Below are 22,055 nucleotides of genomic sequence, written 5' to 3'. Positions count from 1 at the left end.
ACGGCTCCACACCCCCCATTCATCCCCGTTCGAGGTTTCTTCGTGGTAGGCCACCATCAGATTCCCGAAGTGGTTGTAGCTCATGAAATGACCGGTGAGCGGTGCGGATCCTGATCGAGGCACGACGAGCACGCGTTCAAGTGGTTTCAGCATCACAGGTTCCTCCAATCCACACGAAAGACGACTGTGGCCCGCGGGCATTCGGCGCCAACCGGGGCCGCTGCGGCGGGCGCGATAGTCAGGTGCGTCATCACTTGGCAACAGGCTCACGCATATCGTGGGCGCCGTCGGCGAAAAACCATCCCTGATCGGAGCTGTGCGCCGACTCGCCGCGGTAATCCATCGGCGACCCGGCCACGCGCCAGCACGCCTCATGCCACACCGTGTTATCGACTCCGACTGCGTACTCATAGCAGTCCAGACGCCCATATCCGTCGTAGCGCCCCTTGAGGATCGACCCATCTGGGGTGATCGCGACACCCCAGTTCATCCACGCGTTGACCTTGTTAGTGGCCTGAATCGACAACAACGGATGTCCACAACCAATGCAGTCAGCGCTAAAGAACCCCATCTCCCCCTCACTTCCTGGAATTTGCAACCGAACTCAGATCACGTCGACCACGGTTGGCTCGATATATTCACCCCGAGGCGTGAAGCCCACCGCAGCGGCTTCGTGCAGGGCACGCTGCACCAGGGCGACGACACCGGCCGGTGTTTCAGTCACGCGCCCGGCCACGTAACTGACCGGTTCGTAGCCGGTCGGCACATCGGCGTAGACGCCCACCAGGTAGCCGTAGCAGATGCCGTCTGCCTTGGCCGCAGCGCGCTGAGCCCACGTCGACAGGGTGTCTTGCGCGTCAGTGATCATGATCTGCGCCCCGCCCTCGAGCTCGGCGCCTAACGCCACGCATCCTCCACCCGTGCTCAACAAGTCGACGCTAACGCCGAGCAGCGACTCGACCGCGTCGATAATCGGCTGGTAGCCGCCGTATCCCGCGATGTTGGTCCGCGAGGAATCCTTCATCGCCGGGTCCTTGTTCGCACCGCGCCGATGCCGTGCAGGCCACCGCTATCCGGAGTTGCCTTGCGGCAGTGTGCATGCGTGCGCGCCCCCTGCGGCAGCGCGCGCACGCGGATCAGTCCACCCGAATGGTGGCGCGGGCGGGGCGCGTCGACTCCGTGATTATTGGACGGGTTCACGATGCGCCGGCTTGGCTGTGAGTGCGCTCGATCGCGCGGGCACGTAACCGCTCGGTGAAGGTGGCGGCATAAGAGCCTCCGAGATGCGAGACGAGGCGAGCTTCGTAGCGCTGCCACGCGTCGGTGTCGTCGACCATCCAGGCCCCGCCCAGTTCAGGATCGATGTCGCGATAGCAGCCGCGGCAGACAACGCCGGTCGCCGAGTTCGCGGATCCTTTCGCGCTCGCACCGCAGCAGCGCGTGAGGTAGTGCACCATGGCGTCGGTGACCGTGATCAATCCGCCGATGGGATCATCGGCGAGAGCGTTCGTCGACACAAGGTTGGCCATCGAGTTATCTCCTTTCACGCCACCATGTTCCGCAGGTGTACGCCTTGGCCTTACCGGAGCGTTCTTACTGCCTGGATGCGGGCTTGCAGCTGTTCGGTGGTGGCCACGGCGACGGGTGGGCCTCCGCAGATCCGGCGCAGTTCGTTGTGGATTGCTCCGTGTGAGCGCCCTGTGCGGTGGTGGGCAACCGATACCAGCGCGTTGAGCTCTTTACGCAGCGCGCGCAGTTGCCCATGTTTGGTATTCGCCGCCGCCGGGCGGGGTAGCGGGTTCGGCGTCGAGCTGGTCGGCCCGACGCCGACTCAGCAAATCGCGGATCTGGCTGTGGTCGAGCAGCCCTGGGATTCCCAGGTAGTCAGCCTCCTCGTCGCTGCCCGACGGCGAAGGCGTGCCGAACGACAACCCGTCGAAGATCACCTGGTCGAGTTCGGCTTGTGCACTGAGTGATTCGAAACCGCTGTCCAGTTCGCGGTGTTCGTCGTGGCGCTGCGATGGCAGGCCGGCATCCAGCGGGTCGCACTCACGGTGCGGCTTGCCTAGCACGTGGTCGCGCTGCGCCTCGAGCTCGCTGGCCAGCTGCAGCAGATTCGGCACCGAGGGCAAGAAGATGCTGGCTGTTTCGCCCGGGCGCCGGGAGCGCACGAACCGGCCGATCGCCTGCGCGAAGAACAGCGGGGTTGACGCGCTGGTGGCGTAGACCCCGACCGCCAACCTTGGCACGTCGACGCCCTCAGAGACCATGCGCACCGCAACCAGCCAGCGAGAATCTGATCCGGCGAACTCGGTGATGCGATCCGACGAGCCCGGGTCATCGGAGAGCACCACCGCCGGTGTTTCGCCGGTGATCGCAGCCACCAGATCGGCGTAGGCGCGCGCGGCGGTCTGATCAGACGCGATGATCATGCCGCCGGCGTCGGGCACGTGCTCGCGTAGTTGGCGCAGCCGGGTGTCGGCCGCGGCGATCACCGCGGGCATCCATTCGCCGGCTGGATTCAGTGCGGTGCGCCATGCCCGGGCTGTGCGCTCGGCAGACAGCGGCTCACCCAGCCGTGCCGCGTGTTCTTCCCCGGCGTTGTCGCGCCAGCGGGCCTCCCCCGAGTAGGCCAGAAACACCACCGGCCGCACCACGCCGTCGGCCAGCGCCTCGGCATAGCCGTAGGCGTGGTCGGCCTGCGAACGCAGGACCCCCGCGTTGTCGGGGGCGTAGGTGACGAACGGGATCGGGCACTCGTCGCTGCGAAACGGAGTCCCTGTCAAGGCCAGGCGGCGCGTCGCATCGTCGAACGCCTCCCGGATCGCCTCACCCCAGCTTTTGGCGTCACCACCGTGGTGGATTTCGTCGAAGATCACCAGCGTCCGTTGGCTTTCGGTGCGCACCCGGTGCCGGGTTGGGTGACTGGCCACCTGGGCATAGGTGACGACGACGCCGTGGTACTCCGACGACGTGTGCGCCGCGGAGTTGCTGAACCGCGGGTCCAGGGCGATGCCGGCGTGCGCTGCGGCCTGGGCCCACTGCAGCTTGAGGTGTTCGGTTGGCACGACAACGGTGACGGCGGCGACGGTGCGGTCGGCCAGCAGCTGCGCGGCGACGTGGAGTGCGAACGTCGTCTTGCCCGATCCCGGCGTCGCGACGGCGAGGAAGTCGCGCGGTTTTGTGGCCAGATACTTGACGAGCGCTCGCCGCTGCCACTGGCGCAACGTGCCACTGTGCGCGGGCGCTGACGGTGTAATGGTCTGTGTCACAGAGTATTTCCTATATTCGAGCGTCGCTGCGGCGAGGGCGCTGTCTAGCAGCCGTCGCACAACGGGTTCCTTTGTTGATGTCGGCGGCGATCGCTTCTCAGCGAGCGTCGCCGCGGTAGACGTCACCTTCGATGTAGGTCAACAGGTCGCCGGCGGGATCCTTGGCGACGAAGTAGTAAACGGCTTCGGCCCACACAATCGCCCAGCCGGCTTCCCGCAGCGCCGACATGAGCTGCCGGTCTCCTCCGGAGCCGCCGAAGAACGCAGCGCCGGAGGACGGCTCGAAGTGGCGGTTGAGGATTGAGATGACTTCCTCGACGGTGCGGGCCGTGGTGATGGCGTCGACGCATTCGTCTACGTTGGCCCAAAAGGTGTCCACTGGTGCTGTTCCCCCCTTGTGCTGCACTGGTTTTCAGTGGTGGTGGTTTACGGTTGGAGCCGGGCGCGGTGAGTGCACACGCCAAGAGCGTCCGAGATCACTAGCACACGCAGTCATGATTCCCCCCGGTTTCGTTCGTCGGGACCCAGACGGCCCTGACTGCGACGATAGGCTGCGAGCTCACGGCCGCCGCGGCAGCGACACGTCGGCGCCCCGGAATTCTGAGCCCGCGCGCCGTTGCAGCACCCGCCATGTCATGGCCTGGGCTCACCGCAGCTCGGCAGGCAGCTCGAAACCAGATGCCCCGGTGTGTCCGACCGCAATTACGGCACACATGTCCGCAATGCTGGCCAGTAGACAAGCGTCAGCGGCATCGCAACACGTGAGTGCGGGCCTGAAAGGGGAAGGGGTCGGCTACCACATGAGTGGCGAGTTGTTCTACACCGTGCCAGCGGAATTCGTCGTCGCGGGTGTATCAACTGCCGACGGGCTCGACGTCGGTGCCGTGCATTGGTGGGGCGGCCATGTAGCGATGACACTGACACTTCGTAACGGCGAGCCTTTCTTACATCCCGCTCGCCGGGGCGAATCGGAGACTCGCGTCTACCTGCCCGGCCAGCCGGTGGAACTGTGCGTCTTCGATGACACCAGCGTCGACCTTTCCGGACACCCACGGGCCGCGAACTGGCGGCGTTGGGACGGACAGGCGCGCGGCTGGAAGGACGCATCGCAAAGCGCCGACCATCTCACCAACGGGAGAACAAGTGGAAGCTAAAGCGTCTCGGCCCAGTAGTGTTCGGCGCCCCCACCTTGATCGTCGTGACCGCAGCGCTCACTACGGTTGATTGGCGGGCTGCCAACGGCGGCAAGCGCGACATGAACTCCCGGGCCCCGCGACAGCTGCCGACCATTCACGACGCACCCATATGCTGATGCCGTGCCCGATGATTCCCAATGGGAACGGTGGCTTTACGAGACCCATCGCCCGGCTGAACTACACGCGTGGGCGCGCCGTCTGCGCTACTTTCGCTTCTGCCGCGCGGTGGGCGGACACGCCAATGATGGCGATCGCCTGCTCGTCGCACTGCGCGCGGAAACCGAGCCGGCGTTGCGCGCGCTCTTAACATGCCTTGGCGTTGCCGCCAGCGCAGTCACAGCGGATGCACCGACCCGACAACGCGGCGTTGCCTACAGCAGCGCCGACTACGCTGCCCTGCCCTCCCCCATCGACCGCTTCCCCCACCTTTGTCAACCAGGCCACATCGAAATCGACGGCCACAAAGCCTTCATGTGGGTGTACGCGGACCGCGTCACCGTCTCGTTGTCCGACCCCGATGACCCATTCAGCGTCACCGCCGCCGCGATTGAGTCGGCTCTATTTCTCGAGGCGCGGATATCGCCAATTGCTGCGCAGCTGATCGACCCCCCGATTGACAGCCGCCACTGCATCTGCCCGAAGTACTACCCCGAGCTTTGGGCATGAACGTGCAAAGCAAACGTTCTGGTGCCCGCCGACGACGAAGCTTGGCATCCCTGTGTCTATTTGATGCGGTCGGTGATTGTCTGAACGATAGTGGCGGCGGGCTGGTTTGGTTGTTCAATACCGAGCACAGCGACATCGATGAGCACTGACGACTTGATGCGATAGATGACTGTCCATCCGTTGTTATTGAGGGTCACGGCCGACGGATCGCTTTTGTCCATTGCGAATTCGTAGCGTGGCAGGTGCAGTGCTGAACAAGCCGTTAGTTGTGAGACGACGCGGTCGAACGCGGTGTGGGCCGAGGCCTCGTCGGGATAGACCGCCACCGCTTGGCCAATGTCAGCCATCCCACGAACCTTCGTTGGACCATCGCCTGTGTAGGTATCTGCGAAGTACGTGGCCGTATCAAATTGCTTCCAGCCGTCGCCGAAGGCAGTTTGCTGGTCGAACACCGACTGGCACGCGAACGGAAGATCTGACTTGAAGTGCCGGGGCTGGTGCACCTCCGAATCTGGCGGGGACGCGAGGGTGTCAACCCCGGTAATGCGACGCACCTCGCCGAGGGTGACGATGAGCGAGTCGGCGGTAATCGCTGGTGTTGGTTTGCTGCTCGAGCTGACCGGTGTATTCGGGTGGCTGCACGCCGCTACCACCATTGCGGCGCTGCCGGTGATCGCGGCCGCCCTGGCGGCGGCAATCAAGGTTCTTGGAAGTTTCGACACGCGCTGTGCCTTCGATTGCTTGTTCGCCTGGGCCGACCCCACCGGTTCACCTTACGACGTCGGGAGCCAGCATCGGCAGCATTGTTCGGCCGTCGGGAAGTGTGTCTCCCCGATAACAGGAACGGTCGGATCCGTCGGGATTAGGTCTGCAGATAACGGTATTCGGCGCGGATGCCTGGCCTTGTATGTGCGTGCGCGCTGGTGGACACCGTGATCGCCGCCCTACTGCCCTGTTGCGTCGCAGACCTTCAGGGCCTCGCGTCCAGGCCGTTGGCGTCCGGCGGGATCACCCTCCGCGCCGCCTTGGATGAGGGTGAATTTGGGCTGTGGCGGGGTTGGTGGGTTGTCCTCGGGGAGTAGCGTGCGCGATGGATCAGCCGCCCATTCGTACAGTACGTCCCAATCAGTCGCGAAGTGGCGCGCCAGGACACCTCCGGTGTTGGGCGGCGGGCTTGGGCGGCCGTTGTCCTCCCACGCCTGTCGCCGCTTGTGACGCCACTCGTCCAGCGACGGGTGGGAGTGGTTGCGGCAGTATGCGATCCATCGGGTTTGCCCGGTATCGGGGTCGTAGTCGATCACCGGGTGACCGACCCCGGGCTTGCCGCACGGCTTGCCTGCGTCCGGGCCGCGTGATTTCGGGGTTTGACACTGGATCGATTCGACGGGAACTCGCGCCAATTCGTAGCGTGGAATGTCCGCGGCGATGACGCGCCGGCAGACGCCGACGGCACCGTAGCGCTTGCGTTCGAACGAATCAGGCGGGTACATCATTTCGCCGACTGCGGTCGCCCAGCTGTCGCGGTTAACGCCGCCCCGATGACCGGCTTGGCGCAGTGCGGTGAGGTGGGCAAGCAGGCAGAACGCGAACAGTTTCGCGCTGGCGTCCAGGGCCGGATCTGCGGCGATAGCGAGCATGTCGCGGCGCGCGTTGAGTGCGCCGGGCAGATCCTGGGCATGCTGAGCCATTGTTCACCTTCCTAACTTGCGCCTAAGACCCGTGCACATGAGTCCGGACGCCACCTCCTGTGGGTGTCGGGTACTTTCGCGCGGGTTCGTTACCGATGCACGGGCGGGTTTCTGCGAGCACGTCGACGCCTGACGCCGACAGGTGTCTGGGCGCCAGGTAGGACAGCTCGCGGGCTCACGCACTGAGGCTTAGGGCCGGCTCAGCGCAAACCACTGCGCTGTCGAGGCCGCCCCATTTGTCGCCGGCGATCCACTCGCCTGACGTTATCTGGTTTTCCTGTAACCAGGTCCGTAGCCACTCGGTTAGGTCAGCTGTGGCAATCTCGATCGTCGAGCGATATTCCCAGCGGCGGCCGCCGACTGGGCGTGTGAAGATTTCGACTTCTGCGGGCTCGCGCTCATCTAGTGAATTTGCAGGCATTTGTCGCACTCCCATCCTCGTTCTTGTTGTGTGCAGGTACGGCGTTGCTCACACAGCCAACAGAGTTGGTTGGCTCGGCGCACCGGAACGTTTTGTGTTGCAGCTATTTCCACCGCAATCTGCTGCGCATGTGCGCGTTGCAGGGTGGCCTGTGCAGCGGCGAGTTCTGTTTCGGTGGCTCTGCGGCCGTCGGGGTTGTGCACCATGTAGCCCTCGAAGAGCTCCTGGCAGTCTGCGCAGACGTCGCCGACCGTGGCGACGGGGTTCTTGCAGCCCTGCACGATGCACACCGGCGTGGGGTCGGTCATGTTCACGGCCCGCCTTCGGGTGCGCGACGGATGAGGTCAAGCACACGCGCTCCGTGTACATAGGCGACCTGGGCTGTGCCGAACCGTGTCTGGGGCGGCCGCGGATAGGTGTGGCCGTGCACGATCAGGCTCGGCCGATGGCGATGCACCCAATCGCGCAGTGCAGCAATGCCGACGTGAGCCGGATCGCGGTGATCGTTGACGCCCAGCGGTGGGCAGTGAGTGACCAGCACATCAGCGCCGGGCAAGTCCGCGACGATGTCGCGGTATTCGTCCTGGGTGTAGAGAATGTCGTACGGATCGTCTTTGTAGCGCACGCAGCCTTCCAGGCCCACGAACGAGATGCCCGCCACCTGCGTCCGGCGCCGGTGCAGGTTGATCATTCCTAGCTCATCGAGGTAGGTCCCGTTGCAGTGATTGCCGTAGACGCCCATGGCCAGCGGCTGTTCGCTGATCCCCTTGAGCAGACCAGCATGGAGGTCACCGACGGTGATGACGATGTCGACGTGGCGGGCTTGCACGTAGCCTGTCAGGCCGGCGGGTAGTTGCGGATCGGTGTCGGCGATCAGCAGAACACGCAGCGCCCCAACAGGTTTAGCTGCTGGGCTAGTGTTGCTGTTCATCAGCGGTGCGAGCTGCTAGCCATTCATCGAGCTGGGTGAGCGGCACGTGGTAGTCGAGGGTGCCGCCGCCCCAGGGGATGACTTTCAGCGGTAGGTTGCCGATCACGTCGTTGAGGTCGTCGTCGTCGATATCTAGCGCGAAGCTGCGTTCCAAGTCCACACGTAGAACGTCAATGTCGTTGTCGCGCATGTATTTAGCCACCAGTTGGGCGGCGCGGCGTTCGATGGCGGCGCGGTTGGCCTCGCGCGCTTTCAATAGCTCGGTGAGCTGCGTGTCTACGGTCATTTCAGTGCTGCCCGTTGTGACTGCGCGGACTCAGATGACCAGCGCGCCGGCGAGTTGGCGCAGATAGTCAGTAACGTCGCCGTTGCAAAAGTCCAGCTGCTGCAGGCGTTTTAGGATCGCTGCCTGCTCTAGTGGCGGAGAGATTTTGATGGTGTCGACAACAACGCCGAGCGGGATCACGTTAAGTCCGCTGGGGCCTTCGACTTCGAAAAGGTGCTCGCGGTCGAGTTCTTTTTCCTCAACGAAAGTGTCAAGCCAGTTACCGATATTGGCCATGCCGATGTGCCCTCCCCCTTGCTTTCGCTTATCCGAGATTACGGCCGGGCACTGACAGCTTTGAGCGGCAACACGCGCACCGGCCCACCGGCGCGCTTAGCTGCTGCGCAGCTGTGAGAGGTAGGCCACGATGCCCCGCACGACGGCGTCGGCGAGGCGCTGGCGCCCGTCAACTGTTTCCATGGCGGCGGCCTCGGTGGGGTTGCGCATGTTTCCCAGTTCCACCAGCACCGCGGGGTATTGGGCTAGGTTGAGGCCGGCCAGGTCAGCTCGGCCGTACAAGCCGCTCGAGCCAACGTAGGTCGACGGGGATAATCCCGCCGCTACCAGTTGATCACGCATGGTCGTCGCCAGTTGCAGCGCGGGACCTTTTTGGACGGCGTTAAGCGGCGGATCGGAGTAGTTGACGTGGAATCCGCTGCCTGCTGGGGGGCCGCCGTCGGCGTGGATGCTCACGATCGCGGCGGGCTGCACGGCATTGGCCATTTGGGCTCGCGCGTCGACGCATGGGCCCGCGCTGGTGTCGTCGCCGCGTGACATGGCGCTGCGCACGCCCAGTGCGGTCAGGGCCGCGCGGATCCGCAAGGTGGTGTCCCAGTTGAAGGTGTGTTCGGGGTAACCGCTGGGAGTTGAGGTGCCTGCGGTCTGGCAGTCCTTGGTGCCGCCGCGACCGGTCGGGACCTGGCGGGTGTTGCCGTCGTTGACGGCGTTGTGGCCGGGGTCGAGGAACACCACCATGCCCGCGACGTCGGTGGGCGCCGCTGATGCCGGCGGGGCGGCGCAAAGACCGAGGGTGGTCAGCAACACCGCGCACAGCAGCCTGGGCACTCGCTGCACGGCTCCCACCCCCTGTTTGCCGGTGGGTCCAGTATGCGCGCGGGTGGTGCGTCGTCATGGCTGCAACTCGGGCGGGCCGGTGGCCATCACGGCCGCCAGGTATTCATCCGTGTCGTAGGGTGACAGCGGGTCACATTGTGTCTGGTGGCCGTACTGGGGTGGAGTCACTAGGGCGGATTCTGTGTACGGGACCGCGCGGGTGTTGAGCCAGCGGCGCCATTGCTGCCGGGCGTACTGGTGGGCGGCGATCCGCGCGGCCCTGATCGCGGGGATGCCTAGCCGCGTGGCGAGTTCATCGAGACTGACACCGCCTGGTTCCAGCCGGTGATCGCGGCGGCGCAGTAAGTCGAGACGGGCCAGTTCGGCGACTGCATCGTAGGCACTGCTGCGTGAGATCCGAGCGGCCAAACGCACCTCCTCCACTGTGGCGGCAGCACCAGATTGGACCAGCTCGTACACGCGGCGGTACTGCAGGCCGACTGTTGCCCATACCGGGTGCACGTCGCACACTCGCGCCCGGTTTGGCGCGTCAGGCCGGGGGTCAGCCACGTCAGGTGTTGTCAGCGCATAACGATCGGCACGGATCCCGGTACCACGTTGCACCAGCAGCACCGGCGAGCCCGGCCAGTCGCGCAACATCCGCAATGCCGACCACACTGCGGATTCACTGACCAGGCCGGCCGCGACTGACAATGACCGACCGCCCACGGCGACAACCGGGACTCCCTTGATCACCTCTCCGGCGCGCGACGCTGAAATGGCCAGTGCTTGTAGCACCGCCGCCACCAACCACCGGGAAGGGTTGGCCCGCAGGGTGATGTCGCACCACCACAGTGCGTGGGCCAGCCAGAGCGCGTGGCGGTCGGTGCCGCCAGCCCTGCTCCCCCCTGTGTGCTTATAACTCTTGTGCGTGCCCGAGTGGACAGTTGGGAGTACGTGCTCGAGCCAGGTTCTGGCGGCGGCCCAGTCGGCTAGTAGGGCACGGTCAGTGGAAGGGCTGTAACGGCGGTAGGCGACGGCGAGGCCAGCCAGTGGTTGGTGTGGTCGGATTTGATGCCGTATTTCAGGCAGGGTGTGGCCGCGCCACATCAGGTGAACAAGAACCGAAAGCCGGGCTTCGGAACGGCTGGCCCACCTTCCATCAGCCGGTAGGGCGCCGGTTTTAGCGAAGGCGGCGACGGGCGTCGGCAGCGACGTGGTGCGCCGGTAGGGCCACCGGAGCTGTGTGGTGGGGCCACTTCCGGTGAAGTAGTGCGAATCTGCCGGTGCCGCAATGGCGGGGGTGTGGGATAGGCCCAGTAGGGACTGTAGGTCGGCCAGTAGTTCGGGCGCATTGGCGTGGGTGAGGGTCTTGACGGCGTCGGCGATGGTGCCGTGCAGGATTCGATGCCCCCCTTCCCGGCACGCTGAGCCGGGGACGCTGATACATCCCGCGGAAGTGTTCAGCATGGGGGTGAGGTCGAGGGTGGGGCAGCGTGCAGCTACCGCGGCCAGGACCGGCCGGAGGTCTTCCATCGGGGTGGCATGGGTCAGCGGGACGATGACGTGGCTGCCGCCGCTGGTGGATGAGTCGCTGATAGCGCGGCCGCCGCAGGCACGGATCCACTCGAGGATGCGCTGTCGGTCGGCCGCGACCGCAGCGCGGCCGCGGCGTTTGGCGTCGAGGTCAAACACCAACATGTGAGTGCGGCCGCGACGATAGACGGGCACGGCGGCCGGCGCAGCGGGAAGCTTCGTCGTGAGGCGGCGAACTTCGCCGAAGCGTCGTTGTGGCGACCACAGCCGCATCGTTGGCCGCGCCGCAATGAGCGGCGCGAGCGCGGCCCAGACCGGCTCGGGGTTGTCGGCGGCGGGCGAATGGTCGACGGCGACGGCGAGTGAAATGGTCACCGCGTGTCGCCGCTTTTGTACTGAACCCCTATTTGGGCGTGCGGTATCATCACAGGTGGCATGGGGCAAATCCCTTCGACAGGGCAATGCGCATGACCGTCCCGGGCCGAGCTGCAATCTCGGCTTCGGCATCAACCCTCGGTAGCCTCCGGGGGTTGAAGTCGTTTCAGGGGACAGTCAGCGTGGAAAAGGCTGCAGGACAACCTGTTTGAATGCGGCGTGGGCATCGGTCGGACATCCCGCGTGGTCTGCGACGAGCGCAGCGCGTACCGCTGTTAACAGCGGTGTGGACTCATCAGTAACCTCCCTTGACTGGTGTTTCCAGAAGGGATCGTCGCACGGCCGCGATGGTTAACCATGCACGACACGCGCATGGTTAACCACACGCGTATCAGAACACAACAGACTCGGCTAGGCCGTCAGCAGCGGTAACTGACTTTCTGCGGCCTGCTTCTCCTGGACAGCCTGCTCGATGGCGTCCTTCATGTACTCACGGATCCAGTCCTGAGCTGTCTTGAGCCCCAACTGCTTGGCTTTCCAGTCCATCGCTTTTTGGTGCTCGGATGAGACCCGCAGCCCGATCAGGCTGTCGAGGACACGGTTCTCGACGCGCCGGGGCTTGATCGATGGCGCTGCTGCACGCGCACGTCGCCGGCCGCGCTGTGCCATAGTCCGCGAGGATGCCACTGAACGCTCCTAGTGTGATCGATACTCCGCCGCCACTGGGGTCACTGTAGCGCGGAAAAATGGTCTTCGTGTCCTTAACGTCCTTCGTGTCTCATCTCAGATTTCGCACACTAAGATCACTAAGAACATTCGAGCTGGTCGGCAGCGGATAAGGGGGTACACGGTGGCCGCCGAGTTCAAATACCCCCCACCCGAGGTCGAGACAACACCAACCAGCGACAACATCGTGTCATTACGCGAAGCAGCGCGCCGCCTGCGCCGAGACCACCGCACGCTGCAGAAGATGATCGAAAAAGGCACGCTTCGCGGTGGCGCCGAGCCACAGCCGCACCGGCTGCGCTGGTATGTCTACGCTGACGAGCTGCCGCCGGCGCCGGCAGCGACTCGGGCGCAGACCCCCCGATCGCACGCGCAACCCAGCATCGGTCGAGACGACCTACCCCCCGAGGTCGCTACGCAGCTCGCCGACCAGGCCGCAAAAATCGTCACACTCGAACACACCCAACGCGTCCTGACCTCCGCGGTTGGCGATCTGCTCGAGGCGTTCGAACAGTACAAGGCGGGTACCCAGGACGCGTTGTCCGCAGCCCAGCACTTCGAAGCATCCGCTGACCGGTTCGCGTCGTCCCTGCGTCAGCACCGCGAAGCTCTCAGTCAGCACCTGACACCGGGCCACCTGGGCGACCTCGGTGACTTCTCCGGCAGCTAGTGTCCTGAGTCGTTAATTCGCTGGCAATAGTTTGCGATGCTGGCCAGTATTTGGTCGGCGGTCTTGGTCCAGACGTAGGGGCGGGGGTTGTCGTTCCAGTTCTGGATCCAGGTGCGGATGTCGGTGTTGAGTTGGCGTACCGAGGTGTGGGTACCGCGGCGCAATTTCTTGGTGGTCAGTTCGGCGAACCAGCGTTCGACGAGGTTGAGCCAGGACGAGCTGGTCGGGGTGAAGTGCAGGACGAATCGGGGATGGGCCAGTAGCCACTTCTTGACCGCGGGGGTCTTGTGGGTGGAGGCGTTGTCGAGCACGACGTGGCAGTCCAGATCCGTTGGGACCTCGGCGTCGAGCTTCTTGAGGAAGGCCAGGAATTCCTGGCTGCGGTGCCGGGCGTGCAGGGAGCCGATCACCTTCCCGGTGGCCAGATCCAGGGCGGCGTAAAGACTGGAGGTGCCGTGGCGGACGTAGTCGTGGGTGGCCCGCGCCGGGGTGCCCGGCAACATCGGGAACACCGGAGCGGTGCGGTTGAGGGCTTGGATCTGAGTCTTCTCATCCACGCACAGCACCATGGCCCGTTCGGGCGGGTCGAGGTAGAGCCCGACGATGTCTCGGACCTTGGCCACGAACAGCGGATCCTTGGACAGCTTCCATGAATCTTGTTTGTGCGGAGCCAATCCGAACGCCCGCCACACCCGCGAGACCATCGACTGCGACAGGCCAAGGTGTTCGGCCATCGACCGCGTCGACCAGTGCGTGGCACCCGGCGGCGTGCTCTCCAACGTCGCGGTGATCAACGCTTCGATCTGCTGGTCGCTGACCACCCGGGGCCGTCCTGGGCGCGGTTCGTCCAGCAGTCCATCGCAGCGCAACTCGGCGAAGCGGTTGCGCCACTTGGACACCGTGTTGCGAGCCAACTCCAACCGATCGGCGACTTCGACATTGCTGGCGCCATCAGCGCACGCCAACACGATCCTGGCCCGCAGCGCGAGGCCCGCAGCACTGTTGCGTCGGCGTACCCAGCCCTCCAGCTCATCGCGTTCGGCCTCGGTCAATACGATCTGCGCAGCAAGCGGTGACGGCATCACCCACTCTAACAAGAACGCACGAATTAATGACTCAGGACACTAGTTGGTGGTTGCCAGACCGTTACTGACGATGTTGGCCGTTGTTGGCCGTTGCCGGGGTAACGGTTGCCCGGCGTGGGTCCCCGCGTACGTTCCGATTGGGCGGGCGAGATTCGGTTCCTCGCATCCCTGACCGGCGGCGGCTACCGGTGTTCGCCCGGTGGCTGTCGGGCCCGGTCTGGTTGGTAGCTCTCACCGCGCGATCCTCTGGTCGTGTCGGTGTCACACCTTTCCGTCGCCGGGCCGGAAAGCCTTGGGCGCGACGCCCGATCACGGTGGCTGCTGCCTGGTGTCGGGTGACGTTTCGGTAGGGACGTTGCCAGTGGGCGGCGCCCCAGATGCTGCTGTAAGCGGGGTTGACCGCCAACAGTTGGATGCCGGCGGCCGCGGCCATGCCGGACAGCCGGTTACGAAACACCGCGGTCGGATCCCGGATACGGTGCGGCGGAAGCGTTTCCCCCGCGCACCGCGCCCCAGGGTTTCCCGGCCCACGGTGCGCGCGTCGGCGAAATCGAGATCCTCGACCGCAATCGTCGCGATGCCATGCCGGCGCGCGAAGCGCAGCAGTGTTGTGATGGCGTGCCGCACCTGGGCATCCCGACGTGACGCGCTGCCCGTCAGGTCGATGTCGATGCGCTGGGCGGCCCCGACCGGGTTGCCGTGAGCGTCCAGCCGGCGCACCGCGATGTGCCCGTCGTTGAGATCCACGCCCACCACCGGGCCCTCGGCGTGGACGTCGTCGCCGGCGGCGCAGTCGTCGCGCCCCACCCAGTAGGGCATCGACGGGATCGCCCACGCCGCGGTGAGATACCGCCCGACGCGGCCGGGGCGGCGGGTGATGGTGTAGGACACCGAGTTTCGTCCGCTGATCCGGTGCGCCCATTGGTCGCCGCGATGTGCGAACACCGCGCCGCCCGACAGTACGTAGCGGCCACGCGCGGCGTTGGCCAAATGTTCCAACGGTTTAGGCAACCGGATACTGACCTGTCCCGCGGGAGTGACGGTGATGGTCAGATTCCCGAATGGCTCATCCGGGGAGCCGTTCGCGGCAATCCGATACCGCGCCGCCTCCCACTGGTCGCGCCACTGCGCCGGCGTCAGGCCCGCCTTGTCGAGGTGATGGCGCGTCTTAGCCAGCCGTTTACCGCCCTCCACCACATGCACCCGGTGCGCGGCACGGTCCTTTTCAGCTCGCGCCAGATCGCCGCGCAGACGCTGCACCCGCCGCTGCTTGGCGAACCGTTCCGCCTGCGTCGCATAGCCCTTCGGCGCCTTGGCTTTGCGGCGGGCCTTACGCTCGGCGACGGTCAACGTGTCCGTGGTGGGGGCGGCCAGCCGCTTGTCGATGGTGGCGATCGCCGCGCGCAACCCCACGATGTGGCGGTACTGGGCATCGCGGGCCAGCCGGCACTGGTCGTCGTTGGCGGCGATGATCGCATTGGCCCACCGCGCCGACGACTGCCCCGTCAACGTCTTCTTCCGGGCGTTAAGCCGGCCCCGTCGCACCGTTCGGCGGTCCTCGGCGCTCAGCGTCGCGTCCAGCGGCTGCTCATGTGAGACCGCCACCAGATCCGCGCGCCGCAACCGGCCCAAATGGGCGGCAACCAGATCCAGCACCCGCTCATCCTCGGCGGTGGTGCGCAGCCGAGTGCTGATCGCCACTCCAGCAGGGGCAGCGACCGGCTTCACCCCACGCCATTCACGCAACCTGCGGTCGGTCATACCCACAGTCTCCTAGACAGGGCCGACAAATCCGCTCATCCAACGCTGGCCAACAAAACTGCCAGCTGTTCTCAACCCGCGTTGACTACTTCAGCACCCTGTCGACCTGCTAGCGAAGCATGCTGCGGTTTTCAACAACTCCGGCAGCCGGCCGGCTGACTAACCATATCCAGTGCGATTCGTGCGCGCGAGACGATGCCGCGACGCAGTGGCAACACTGGCTAACCGCAAGGGCGATGGCGCCCCTATTCAGCCAGGTAACCATGTATCACGCGGACTGTCGCCGGGCAGTCCGCGGGCCGTGTTTGATTGAGAAATACTCCCAGGATTCATCCGTGCCACGGAGGCCACGGCAACCCACAGGTTTCTGCTCCGACCGCTCCGGTAATAACCGTTGCGCTGCTATGGTCATGTATGTTTTGATATGTAGCACCAACAGCGCGGCCAAGACGGGGGCGCCGGGGAGAAAAGGGCAGCGTGAAATGACCACAGCTTTGGTCACCGACACGGGACCACACATCACCACCGACAACGTGGCCGTGCATGCTGAGCTAGCGGTCGAGCTGTACCAAGAAACGACTGACGGGCCATTCACCGCCATCTTGGTGCGCCACGAGACCCGCTGGTGGGACGACGACCCAGACCCGGACTACGTCGACACGATCGTGTCCAGGTCCGAATTTGCGACGTCGCTGCCCGAGGTCTTCGCCGCAGTCGACGCGTGGCTAGTGACCGGTCACCGGTTACGGGTCCAGCCGCACACGTGGCGACCAAGCGACAGCGGCCCCGACGTTGGCGCGGTGCTCATTCTTGAAGGCCGTACCGTCCCCACGCATCCCATCGCCGGCGGCCCGCTCGGCTGCTGGGCCGCATAAACGCCGCCGATGGCTAACGTGCGCCACATGACGATCGTGAAGCGAGTGCTGCTAACAGCTCTGCTTACGGTACTGGGCTTCTGCGCGGGAACAGCGCCCTACATTCTCGTGGTTCTCGCGTCGGTGGTGGCGGCGCATTCGTTGTACGCGGTCTATCCCGCGACCATTTGCTCGTTGGTGATTGCGGCGGCCGGCGCTGCGACGGTCTGCCTGTACGCGTGGCTGCGCCGTCCGCGGTCGCTGTGGATGGTGCTCCCCTTCACGGCCGGGATTCTCATTTTCCACATCACCGCACTGGTGCGCTTGTAGCCGAGATGGCATTGCCGCACAGACGAACTGGCCGAGGATGGGAGCCCGCAGTTTCGACTGCCCTGGCCTATCGTCCGTCACGTTGGGTGTGGGGTCGGCACGATTTCACTTCAGTGGCGGCGTGTAACTAGTTTCCGCCCAACGTTGTTCGTCGCTGCGCCTCCTGCGGATGACTGGAACGCCATGCGGCCGCCCACGCCTTAACTTCCGACTCGGTTATTTCCCAGCCCTCGTCCCGAGGTAATCCGGCGATCCTGTCGAACTTGAACTGCTGATACATGGCCGGGCTCGGCTCGGTATATCCGCCGTCGCACCACCAACAGCCGTGACCGCCGCATTCGTCGCAGTCGGGGGCTAGTTCAAGTGCGTGGATGAGCACGCAGCGGGCGAGTTCAGCGGGTCCCGACCCGGCATAGCCCCAGGAGAATCCGGACGGTGAATGCTTGACTACGTGCGGCAGCACGGAGATGAACCGGTTACCGTCCCAGACGGTGACCATCCGGCCTCCGGCATGGTTCTCCGGCGCATAGCCGCGATAAATGATGCTCATCTACTGGCCTTTCACGGTTACAGCTGGATAGGGTCGAATCTCCGCCGAGGAGACGATGGATTTGCATTCGATTTCCGTGGTTCCGGTGATCGCTCGCCGCGTCATTGGGGCAGCACTCGGAACGGATCGTGGGGCAGAAGGATAAGGCGGCTGCCGTTGTCCCATCTGACGCCGATCTGTTTGGTGAGTTCGTCGGTCCATTGACCAAGCCAATCGACGGTGCCGGTTGTGCCGACAGGTAGCGGGTCCGGGTCGTCCATTTGGCCGGTGATTTCCAGGCGGTCACCGATGTTGGGTTTCACTGCTTGCTTTCTCCTTGTGATGCGGTGGGATTCCTCCGCGGCGCCGCGAAACCCTTCGATCCCTTGCAATGTGGCGCTGCAGTCGGGGCGGCGGTAGTTACTGATCTTGTCGCCGCGGCGCACGCGGACGTTGAGCGTCTTCTGACACGGCTGGCAACTGGCGTTCACGTCACGACAGCACCGCCTCGGCGAGGTGGCCGGTTTCCGGGTAGTTATCCCAGGTGCGGCCGTCCAACATCCGGCCGCCGGCCTTGGCTGTTACGCCACCGACCTGCTTGAAGAAGAAGGGGATCCGCTGCTCAACGCAGCGGTCGCGGATGTCGCGGACCCAGCTCAACTGCAGCGGCCGGTGGCGGGGCCCGCTCTCGCCGCCGACGATCACCCAATCGATTTGGGTGAGGTCGAGGCTCGGTAACCGCCCCAGCAGCGGCTCCAGCGAAAGGAAGCGGACAGCAGCGGGAGCCGCCCGCAAAACATCAGCGCGCCAGCAATATTCGTCCGATTCGATCGATGTCCCGAGCCATACGTTCGGCAATGGCCACGGAGGAGACCACACCGCGTGTTCACCGGTCCCAGTCCTGGTCCAGCCTCCGCCGATCCGCCGATCGCCGGCGATTCGATGTCCGCCCACGTCGAGTCGCCAGCGCCCAAGGTGTGCCGGTGTGCTGCCGATGATGTCTGATGCCTCCCGGGCCACCGCGCCGACGAATTCCGTATGCGACAGAATCTGCGCGAGTCGACGCGGCCGCTTCGTGAGTATTTGGTACTGGTGCCGTGTCGTCAGGGCCATCACCGCCCAAATCCTGGCCAAGGCGGAACGGCCAATACGGGCGTGGCCAAGATCGGACATCGAGTTGACGAACACTTTTCGCGGTACGCGCCAGCTGAGTGGCTCGTCGATCACGCTTGGGTGCACCGTGACACCGAAACCTGGTCCGCTCGTTCGGGGATCACCGTCGGCCTGATACTTCGGTGAGCCCATCGCCTTGAGCCGCTTGGCTAAGGCCAACGCATAGCAGTTATCGCATCCGGGCGAGACACGGTCACACCCAGTCGTCGGATTCCACGTAACCTCGGTCCATTCGATCCGCGACGCGGTCACGGTGCACCTCCTGGAGCGGTAAAGTCCTCACGAAGACCAACACTGAGCGCGAGGATGTGGTGGTGGTGCGCGACACTGTCGCGGCGGGCCAGTCTGGTCAGCGTCAGGTCCGGGCCGAAGTGGGGAAATCCGTCAAAGGCCAGTCCCGCCAACGCTGCCCGGTCGAACTGCAAGACGAACGGCATACGGCAGGCAGCCGAGAACACACCCAGATGGGTTTCGATTTGACTGCGTGCCGCGAGTCCTGCAATCAGGATCAGCACACGTTCCTCGGCGTCGAATCGCGACGTCCGGTAGAGGGCCTCCATGATCTTGGCGGCCGCGGTCATCCGTGACGTTTCGGACCGAAGATCCGCCACGGCTATCGCGACGCGGCGCCCACCGTGCAGCGTCATCGCGGCGTAGCCGCTGTCGACACCTCCGGTCAGCTCCAACTGGCGGGCCGCGGTCGCGGTACCGCCGGGCGCAGTCGCTATCACATACCGGTAGGTGTCGGCGGTGAGCAGATGCGATCGGTCCGCGGCGAATTCGGTGTCGTCGAACCGTCCTAGTCCGTCAACAACACGCTGCCAGTCAATCACCGAGCTTTCGGCGGCAGAGACCTGAGCCCGCGCCGGCGCTGCGTCGACGACATCGACAACCAGCTCTGAGCGCCAATCCACGCTCATGTGGTCGAGGTCGATAATGCTGCGCAGCTGCTCGATCTCACCATTGGCCAACCTGGCATCGGTCAGTTCCCATAGGTTGTGCCGGCCAGGAACAGTCCCAGCGGCCGACCGCACCAGCCCGTTGCGCGCCAACGCTTTCAAATGAGCGTGGAGCTCAAAGCTTTGCGGCCGCCGATCAACCGTATGGATCGCACCGGTGCAACGCAGCACCCGCACACACAAGCCGGGCCGCGGTTCATCCTCTGGTAAACCGTCGCACCGCCAGTGGTTTGGATGTGGCGATGGCTGGTCTCTGCGGATCCACGGCATGTGCTTCACTAACTCGCCCGAACTCATCGGCCGGCCTTGGGCGCGCAGAGCCACGATCAGTGCGTCACGGATCATTTGGGTAGGGTGTGAAACGGTCCGAGTCATGACGACACCGCCAGATCACCGTCCGCTGTGTTGGTCGATGTACTCATGCCCACCCTTTCCCTGAAGGTGCTGTCGAACTTCCCCGCGACCGCCGGAACCTGTAACTAGAGGTGATCCACATGAGCAACGAAGTCTGTAGCTGCTCGTTCCTGCCGAGGGTCTTTCACAGGCCGCGACGCCCTGCTCAACGCCGTTGCTCTCTCACGCTCCGACGCCACTGCGAGTATGTCTGTCGCCATCGGTCACAGTTGCGGTGCGGGAATCGTTGCGCGCCACACGGACACGTCGACCACGACCTCCACACCCCTGCCCGCCCCGAGAACACCGTGATGAAAGATCCACGCGGACGCCGGTTCACGCCAGCCGGCCATCTCCAGCACCGACTGCGGCGTCGTGGGAGATGGCTGGCCGCTGAACTGCATGGCCCCACCGTCACTTAGATGGAAGCGGCCCCCGGCGCAGGTTTGAACACCGTCAGGCCACACGTGAGCGATGCGCCGCCGCGCACCGTCAGCGAAGACGACCCAGTCCCCGACAAGGAATCCGGTCAACGACTCGCGGGAGCGTGTGGCCGCAGCTACGATCTGCCGGTCGCGTTCATCGAGGCTGAACTCCCCCATGTCAGGTTCCCGACAACAGGCCCGGCAGCAGTGGTTGCCAGCCAGCGGCGGCAGCGCGTTGCATCCTAGCCACGAACTCCGCGACGGTGCCCGCCTCGTCGGGCCCGCTGACGCACCCAAGCCGGCTCGGCCGCCACTCATCGATGGTGATGCCATCGAGATCCATTTCATGCCAGCCGTGGTCGTTGACGCCAGGAAACATACGAGACTCCTCCGCGCCGCAGTGGGTCAGCCCGACCTGCAGGGGCGCATAGAGTGCGCCATCGACAAGTGCTGCGCGCAGCGCCCCAACCTGTTGTGGGGTGATTGCGCCCTCGAGCCGGATATCTCCGTGCCATCGGTAATCTGCGTAGTCGCGGTAGCAGACAGGAATTGTCGTATAAGCCATGGAAATTCCCCTCGTTCAAAGTGTTTGGTGGTCTTAGGCGGCTCTGCAGCCACCGGCACCGCATTCGGAACATCCGCCGGTGGATTCATGGCGCCCGTGTCGGGGCGGTGTGGGTCGAGTCGGGCCCGGCCTGGACCGGGCGACGGAGCTAGCGCGCAACTCGCGGGCCAGCTGGTTCACCGTGTGCCGCCCCAGTGTGCGTCGACCGCGGCGGCCAGGGTTGCTCGTGAGGTGGTATACACCGCAGCCGCACAGGTAGGCGTACTGGCGGTAGGTGGCCGCTGCGCGAAAAGCCGTCCCCCGGTACGGGTAAGCCACCTTCTGCGGCGTGGGGCAGGCCACGATCGCACGGTCCAGCAGCTTCGTGCGATGCTCGCGTTGTTTGGTGCGATGCCCTGCGCTGCAGTACAGCTGCCCAGGCAAGTCTGAGCGGTTTAACGTCCTTCCACACCACAGACAGTGCTTGCCGTCGATAGCCATCATCGTGTTTCGTAACCCCCTGACAATGTGCGGTGAACTGCGCTGTGCCCCAACCACTCCCGCTGCGCCGCGAGAAGACCGACCGGGACCATTCACTCCTGTTGCACCACGACTGGGTAGCCCGCGTCGAGCTCGTAGCTCACTGACTTTCTGTCCCCTTCGATGAAGGTGCCGGCGATCCGGATATGCCCGCCGGGCAGCTCGCTGACGGTGGTCACGCGCAGCTGCGCCCACCGGTCGGGTGCATCTATTCGCCAGCCCGGCTGTACCCCCGCCGCCGTTGCTCTACAGGCAGTCCTCACCGCGGTATTCCCCCCGAAAACCGGCCCCGTCCGAACTGGTCGCGGGCGGGTGCCGCCCCTGGTTCCTATCGTGCCTTGTACCCACCCGCGGTTTTGGCGGCGACACGTCGACGAGCGCCCATTACACCGCCCGCTGGTTCTGATCGCGACCGCGACTACTCGTCCGCGGTGGTCGAACGCAGGGCCGTAGCAGACTCGATGACGCGGCGAACGCGTTGGTCACGTCCCGTGGAGTGGTGTAAGAGCGGTCGCGTGTCCGCGTGTGGCTCTGTGGTAGCCACTATGCCGTGAGAGCGGCTGTGGGGGCAATGGTTTCGGCACTTTGGTCACTGACGTCGAG

Annotated in this window: 27 protein-coding genes and 1 pseudogene; 5 read left to right on the top strand and 23 right to left on the bottom strand. The window is 64.8% G+C overall.

Features of this window, described 5'->3' with window-relative positions; all coding sequences use genetic code 11:
- Positions 1–250: 250 nt before the first annotated feature.
- The 5 genes and pseudogenes from H7I87_RS00420 to H7I87_RS00400 form a co-directional block, all read right to left on the bottom strand.
- Positions 251–571 (bottom strand): hypothetical protein, encoded by a 321-nt coding sequence (locus H7I87_RS00420; RefSeq protein ID WP_083071487.1) that lies wholly within the window; start codon positions 569–571, stop codon positions 251–253.
- Between the two features lie 33 nt (positions 572–604).
- Positions 605–1,024 (bottom strand): hypothetical protein, encoded by a 420-nt coding sequence (locus H7I87_RS00415; protein ID WP_083071488.1) that lies wholly within the window; start codon positions 1,022–1,024, stop codon positions 605–607.
- Between the two features lie 172 nt (positions 1,025–1,196).
- On the bottom strand, positions 1,197–1,529 hold the full coding sequence (locus H7I87_RS00410) for a hypothetical protein (protein ID WP_083071489.1): 333 nt from the start codon (positions 1,527–1,529) through the stop codon (positions 1,197–1,199).
- 50 nt (positions 1,530–1,579) lie between these two features.
- Positions 1,580–3,260: pseudogene (locus H7I87_RS00405) on the bottom strand (DEAD/DEAH box helicase).
- Positions 3,261–3,369: 109 nt separating this feature from the next.
- Positions 3,370–3,651 carry a hypothetical protein gene (locus H7I87_RS00400; RefSeq protein ID WP_244179126.1) on the bottom strand — a complete coding sequence of 94 codons (282 nt, stop codon included), beginning with the start codon at positions 3,649–3,651 and terminating at the stop codon, positions 3,370–3,372.
- Positions 3,652–4,072: 421 nt separating this feature from the next.
- Between H7I87_RS00400 and H7I87_RS00395 the strand changes: the two genes are divergently transcribed.
- On the top strand, positions 4,073–4,426 hold the full coding sequence (locus H7I87_RS00395) for a hypothetical protein (protein ID WP_139800122.1): 354 nt from the start codon (positions 4,073–4,075) through the stop codon (positions 4,424–4,426).
- A 162-nt stretch (positions 4,427–4,588) separates the two neighbouring features.
- On the top strand, positions 4,589–5,134 hold the full coding sequence (locus tag H7I87_RS00390) for a hypothetical protein (RefSeq protein ID WP_139800123.1): 546 nt from the start codon (positions 4,589–4,591) through the stop codon (positions 5,132–5,134).
- A 56-nt stretch (positions 5,135–5,190) separates the two neighbouring features.
- Here the strand turns inward: H7I87_RS00390 and H7I87_RS00385 are convergent, their stop codons facing one another.
- The 9 genes from H7I87_RS00385 to H7I87_RS00345 all read right to left on the bottom strand — a co-directional run bounded on the left by H7I87_RS00385 (position 5,191) and on the right by H7I87_RS00345 (position 12,132).
- Positions 5,191–5,898: a sensor domain-containing protein gene (locus tag H7I87_RS00385; protein WP_139800124.1), complete on the bottom strand. Its 708-nt coding sequence runs from the start codon at positions 5,896–5,898 to the stop codon at positions 5,191–5,193.
- A gap of 180 nt (positions 5,899–6,078) precedes the next feature.
- On the bottom strand, positions 6,079–6,822 hold the full coding sequence (locus H7I87_RS00380; protein ID WP_083071493.1) for a hypothetical protein: 744 nt from the start codon (positions 6,820–6,822) through the stop codon (positions 6,079–6,081).
- 402 nt (positions 6,823–7,224) lie between these two features.
- On the bottom strand, positions 7,225–7,551 hold the full coding sequence (locus tag H7I87_RS00375) for a hypothetical protein (protein ID WP_083187811.1): 327 nt from the start codon (positions 7,549–7,551) through the stop codon (positions 7,225–7,227).
- Between the two features lie 2 nt (positions 7,552–7,553).
- Complete coding sequence (locus tag H7I87_RS00370) at positions 7,554–8,174, bottom strand: metallophosphoesterase family protein (RefSeq protein WP_244179127.1); 621 nt, start codon at positions 8,172–8,174, stop codon at positions 7,554–7,556.
- Complete coding sequence (locus H7I87_RS00365; RefSeq protein WP_083071495.1) at positions 8,158–8,460, bottom strand: hypothetical protein; 303 nt, start codon at positions 8,458–8,460, stop codon at positions 8,158–8,160. The genes H7I87_RS00370 and H7I87_RS00365 overlap by 17 nt, the downstream gene beginning before the upstream one ends.
- A gap of 30 nt (positions 8,461–8,490) precedes the next feature.
- Positions 8,491–8,736, bottom strand: a complete 246-nt coding sequence (locus tag H7I87_RS00360; RefSeq protein ID WP_083071496.1) for a hypothetical protein — start codon at positions 8,734–8,736, stop codon at positions 8,491–8,493.
- 96 nt (positions 8,737–8,832) lie between these two features.
- The gene (locus H7I87_RS00355) at positions 8,833–9,564 is read right to left on the bottom strand and encodes an Rv3717 family N-acetylmuramoyl-L-alanine amidase (protein ID WP_208618397.1); all 732 of its coding nucleotides are present in this window, start codon (positions 9,562–9,564) and stop codon (positions 8,833–8,835) included.
- A 63-nt stretch (positions 9,565–9,627) separates the two neighbouring features.
- The gene (locus tag H7I87_RS00350) at positions 9,628–11,463 is read right to left on the bottom strand and encodes a hypothetical protein (RefSeq protein WP_139800125.1); all 1,836 of its coding nucleotides are present in this window, start codon (positions 11,461–11,463) and stop codon (positions 9,628–9,630) included.
- A gap of 411 nt (positions 11,464–11,874) precedes the next feature.
- Positions 11,875–12,132: a hypothetical protein gene (locus H7I87_RS00345; RefSeq protein WP_139800126.1), complete on the bottom strand. Its 258-nt coding sequence runs from the start codon at positions 12,130–12,132 to the stop codon at positions 11,875–11,877.
- 181 nt (positions 12,133–12,313) lie between these two features.
- Here H7I87_RS00345 and H7I87_RS00340 point away from each other — a divergent pair, with 181 nt between their 5' ends.
- Entirely contained in the window at positions 12,314–12,859 is a 546-nt protein-coding gene (locus tag H7I87_RS00340; RefSeq protein WP_083071498.1) for a hypothetical protein, read from the top strand.
- Here the strand turns inward: H7I87_RS00340 and H7I87_RS00335 are convergent.
- The gene (locus tag H7I87_RS00335) at positions 12,856–13,941 is read right to left on the bottom strand and encodes an IS630 family transposase (protein WP_062894431.1); all 1,086 of its coding nucleotides are present in this window, start codon (positions 13,939–13,941) and stop codon (positions 12,856–12,858) included. The two genes, H7I87_RS00340 and H7I87_RS00335, sit on opposite strands and share 4 nt — an antisense overlap.
- A gap of 312 nt (positions 13,942–14,253) precedes the next feature.
- Complete coding sequence (locus H7I87_RS00330) at positions 14,254–15,705, bottom strand: transposase (RefSeq protein ID WP_139800127.1); 1,452 nt, start codon at positions 15,703–15,705, stop codon at positions 14,254–14,256.
- A 494-nt stretch (positions 15,706–16,199) separates the two neighbouring features.
- Here H7I87_RS00330 and H7I87_RS00325 point away from each other — a divergent pair, with 494 nt between their 5' ends.
- Both H7I87_RS00325 and H7I87_RS00320 read left to right on the top strand, forming a co-directional pair.
- Positions 16,200–16,580 carry a hypothetical protein gene (locus H7I87_RS00325; protein WP_139800128.1) on the top strand — a complete coding sequence of 127 codons (381 nt, stop codon included), beginning with the start codon at positions 16,200–16,202 and terminating at the stop codon, positions 16,578–16,580.
- A gap of 27 nt (positions 16,581–16,607) precedes the next feature.
- Positions 16,608–16,889 (top strand): hypothetical protein, encoded by a 282-nt coding sequence (locus H7I87_RS00320; RefSeq protein ID WP_083071501.1) that lies wholly within the window; start codon positions 16,608–16,610, stop codon positions 16,887–16,889.
- Between the two features lie 127 nt (positions 16,890–17,016).
- On the opposite strand, the gene H7I87_RS00315 is transcribed toward H7I87_RS00320, so the two are convergent.
- From H7I87_RS00315 to H7I87_RS00285, 7 genes are all read right to left on the bottom strand, one after another.
- The gene (locus H7I87_RS00315) at positions 17,017–17,439 is read right to left on the bottom strand and encodes a DUF6166 domain-containing protein (protein WP_139800129.1); all 423 of its coding nucleotides are present in this window, start codon (positions 17,437–17,439) and stop codon (positions 17,017–17,019) included.
- A gap of 101 nt (positions 17,440–17,540) precedes the next feature.
- Positions 17,541–17,909 (bottom strand): DUF4314 domain-containing protein, encoded by a 369-nt coding sequence (locus H7I87_RS00310; protein ID WP_083071502.1) that lies wholly within the window; start codon positions 17,907–17,909, stop codon positions 17,541–17,543.
- Position 17,910: 1 nt separating this feature from the next.
- Positions 17,911–18,843 (bottom strand): DUF5131 family protein, encoded by a 933-nt coding sequence (locus H7I87_RS00305; protein ID WP_083071503.1) that lies wholly within the window; start codon positions 18,841–18,843, stop codon positions 17,911–17,913.
- Positions 18,840–19,895 (bottom strand): hypothetical protein, encoded by a 1,056-nt coding sequence (locus H7I87_RS00300; protein WP_139800130.1) that lies wholly within the window; start codon positions 19,893–19,895, stop codon positions 18,840–18,842. The genes H7I87_RS00305 and H7I87_RS00300 overlap by 4 nt, the downstream gene beginning before the upstream one ends.
- A gap of 272 nt (positions 19,896–20,167) precedes the next feature.
- Positions 20,168–20,545, bottom strand: a complete 378-nt coding sequence (locus H7I87_RS00295; protein WP_083071505.1) for a hypothetical protein — start codon at positions 20,543–20,545, stop codon at positions 20,168–20,170.
- Between the two features lies 1 nt (position 20,546).
- A complete protein-coding gene (locus tag H7I87_RS00290; protein WP_083071506.1) occupies positions 20,547–20,933 on the bottom strand; it encodes a hypothetical protein in 387 nt (128 codons plus the stop codon).
- 572 nt (positions 20,934–21,505) lie between these two features.
- Entirely contained in the window at positions 21,506–21,631 is a 126-nt protein-coding gene (locus tag H7I87_RS00285) for a hypothetical protein (RefSeq protein WP_264002500.1), read from the bottom strand.
- Positions 21,632–22,055 lie beyond the last annotated feature (424 nt).

The sequence above is a fragment of the Mycobacterium timonense genome (genome assembly GCF_025821985.1).
Lineage (GTDB): Bacteria > Actinomycetota > Actinomycetes > Mycobacteriales > Mycobacteriaceae > Mycobacterium > Mycobacterium avium.
Note: the sequence above shows the minus strand (reverse complement) of the source record. Positions and strands in the feature narration are given on the sequence as shown.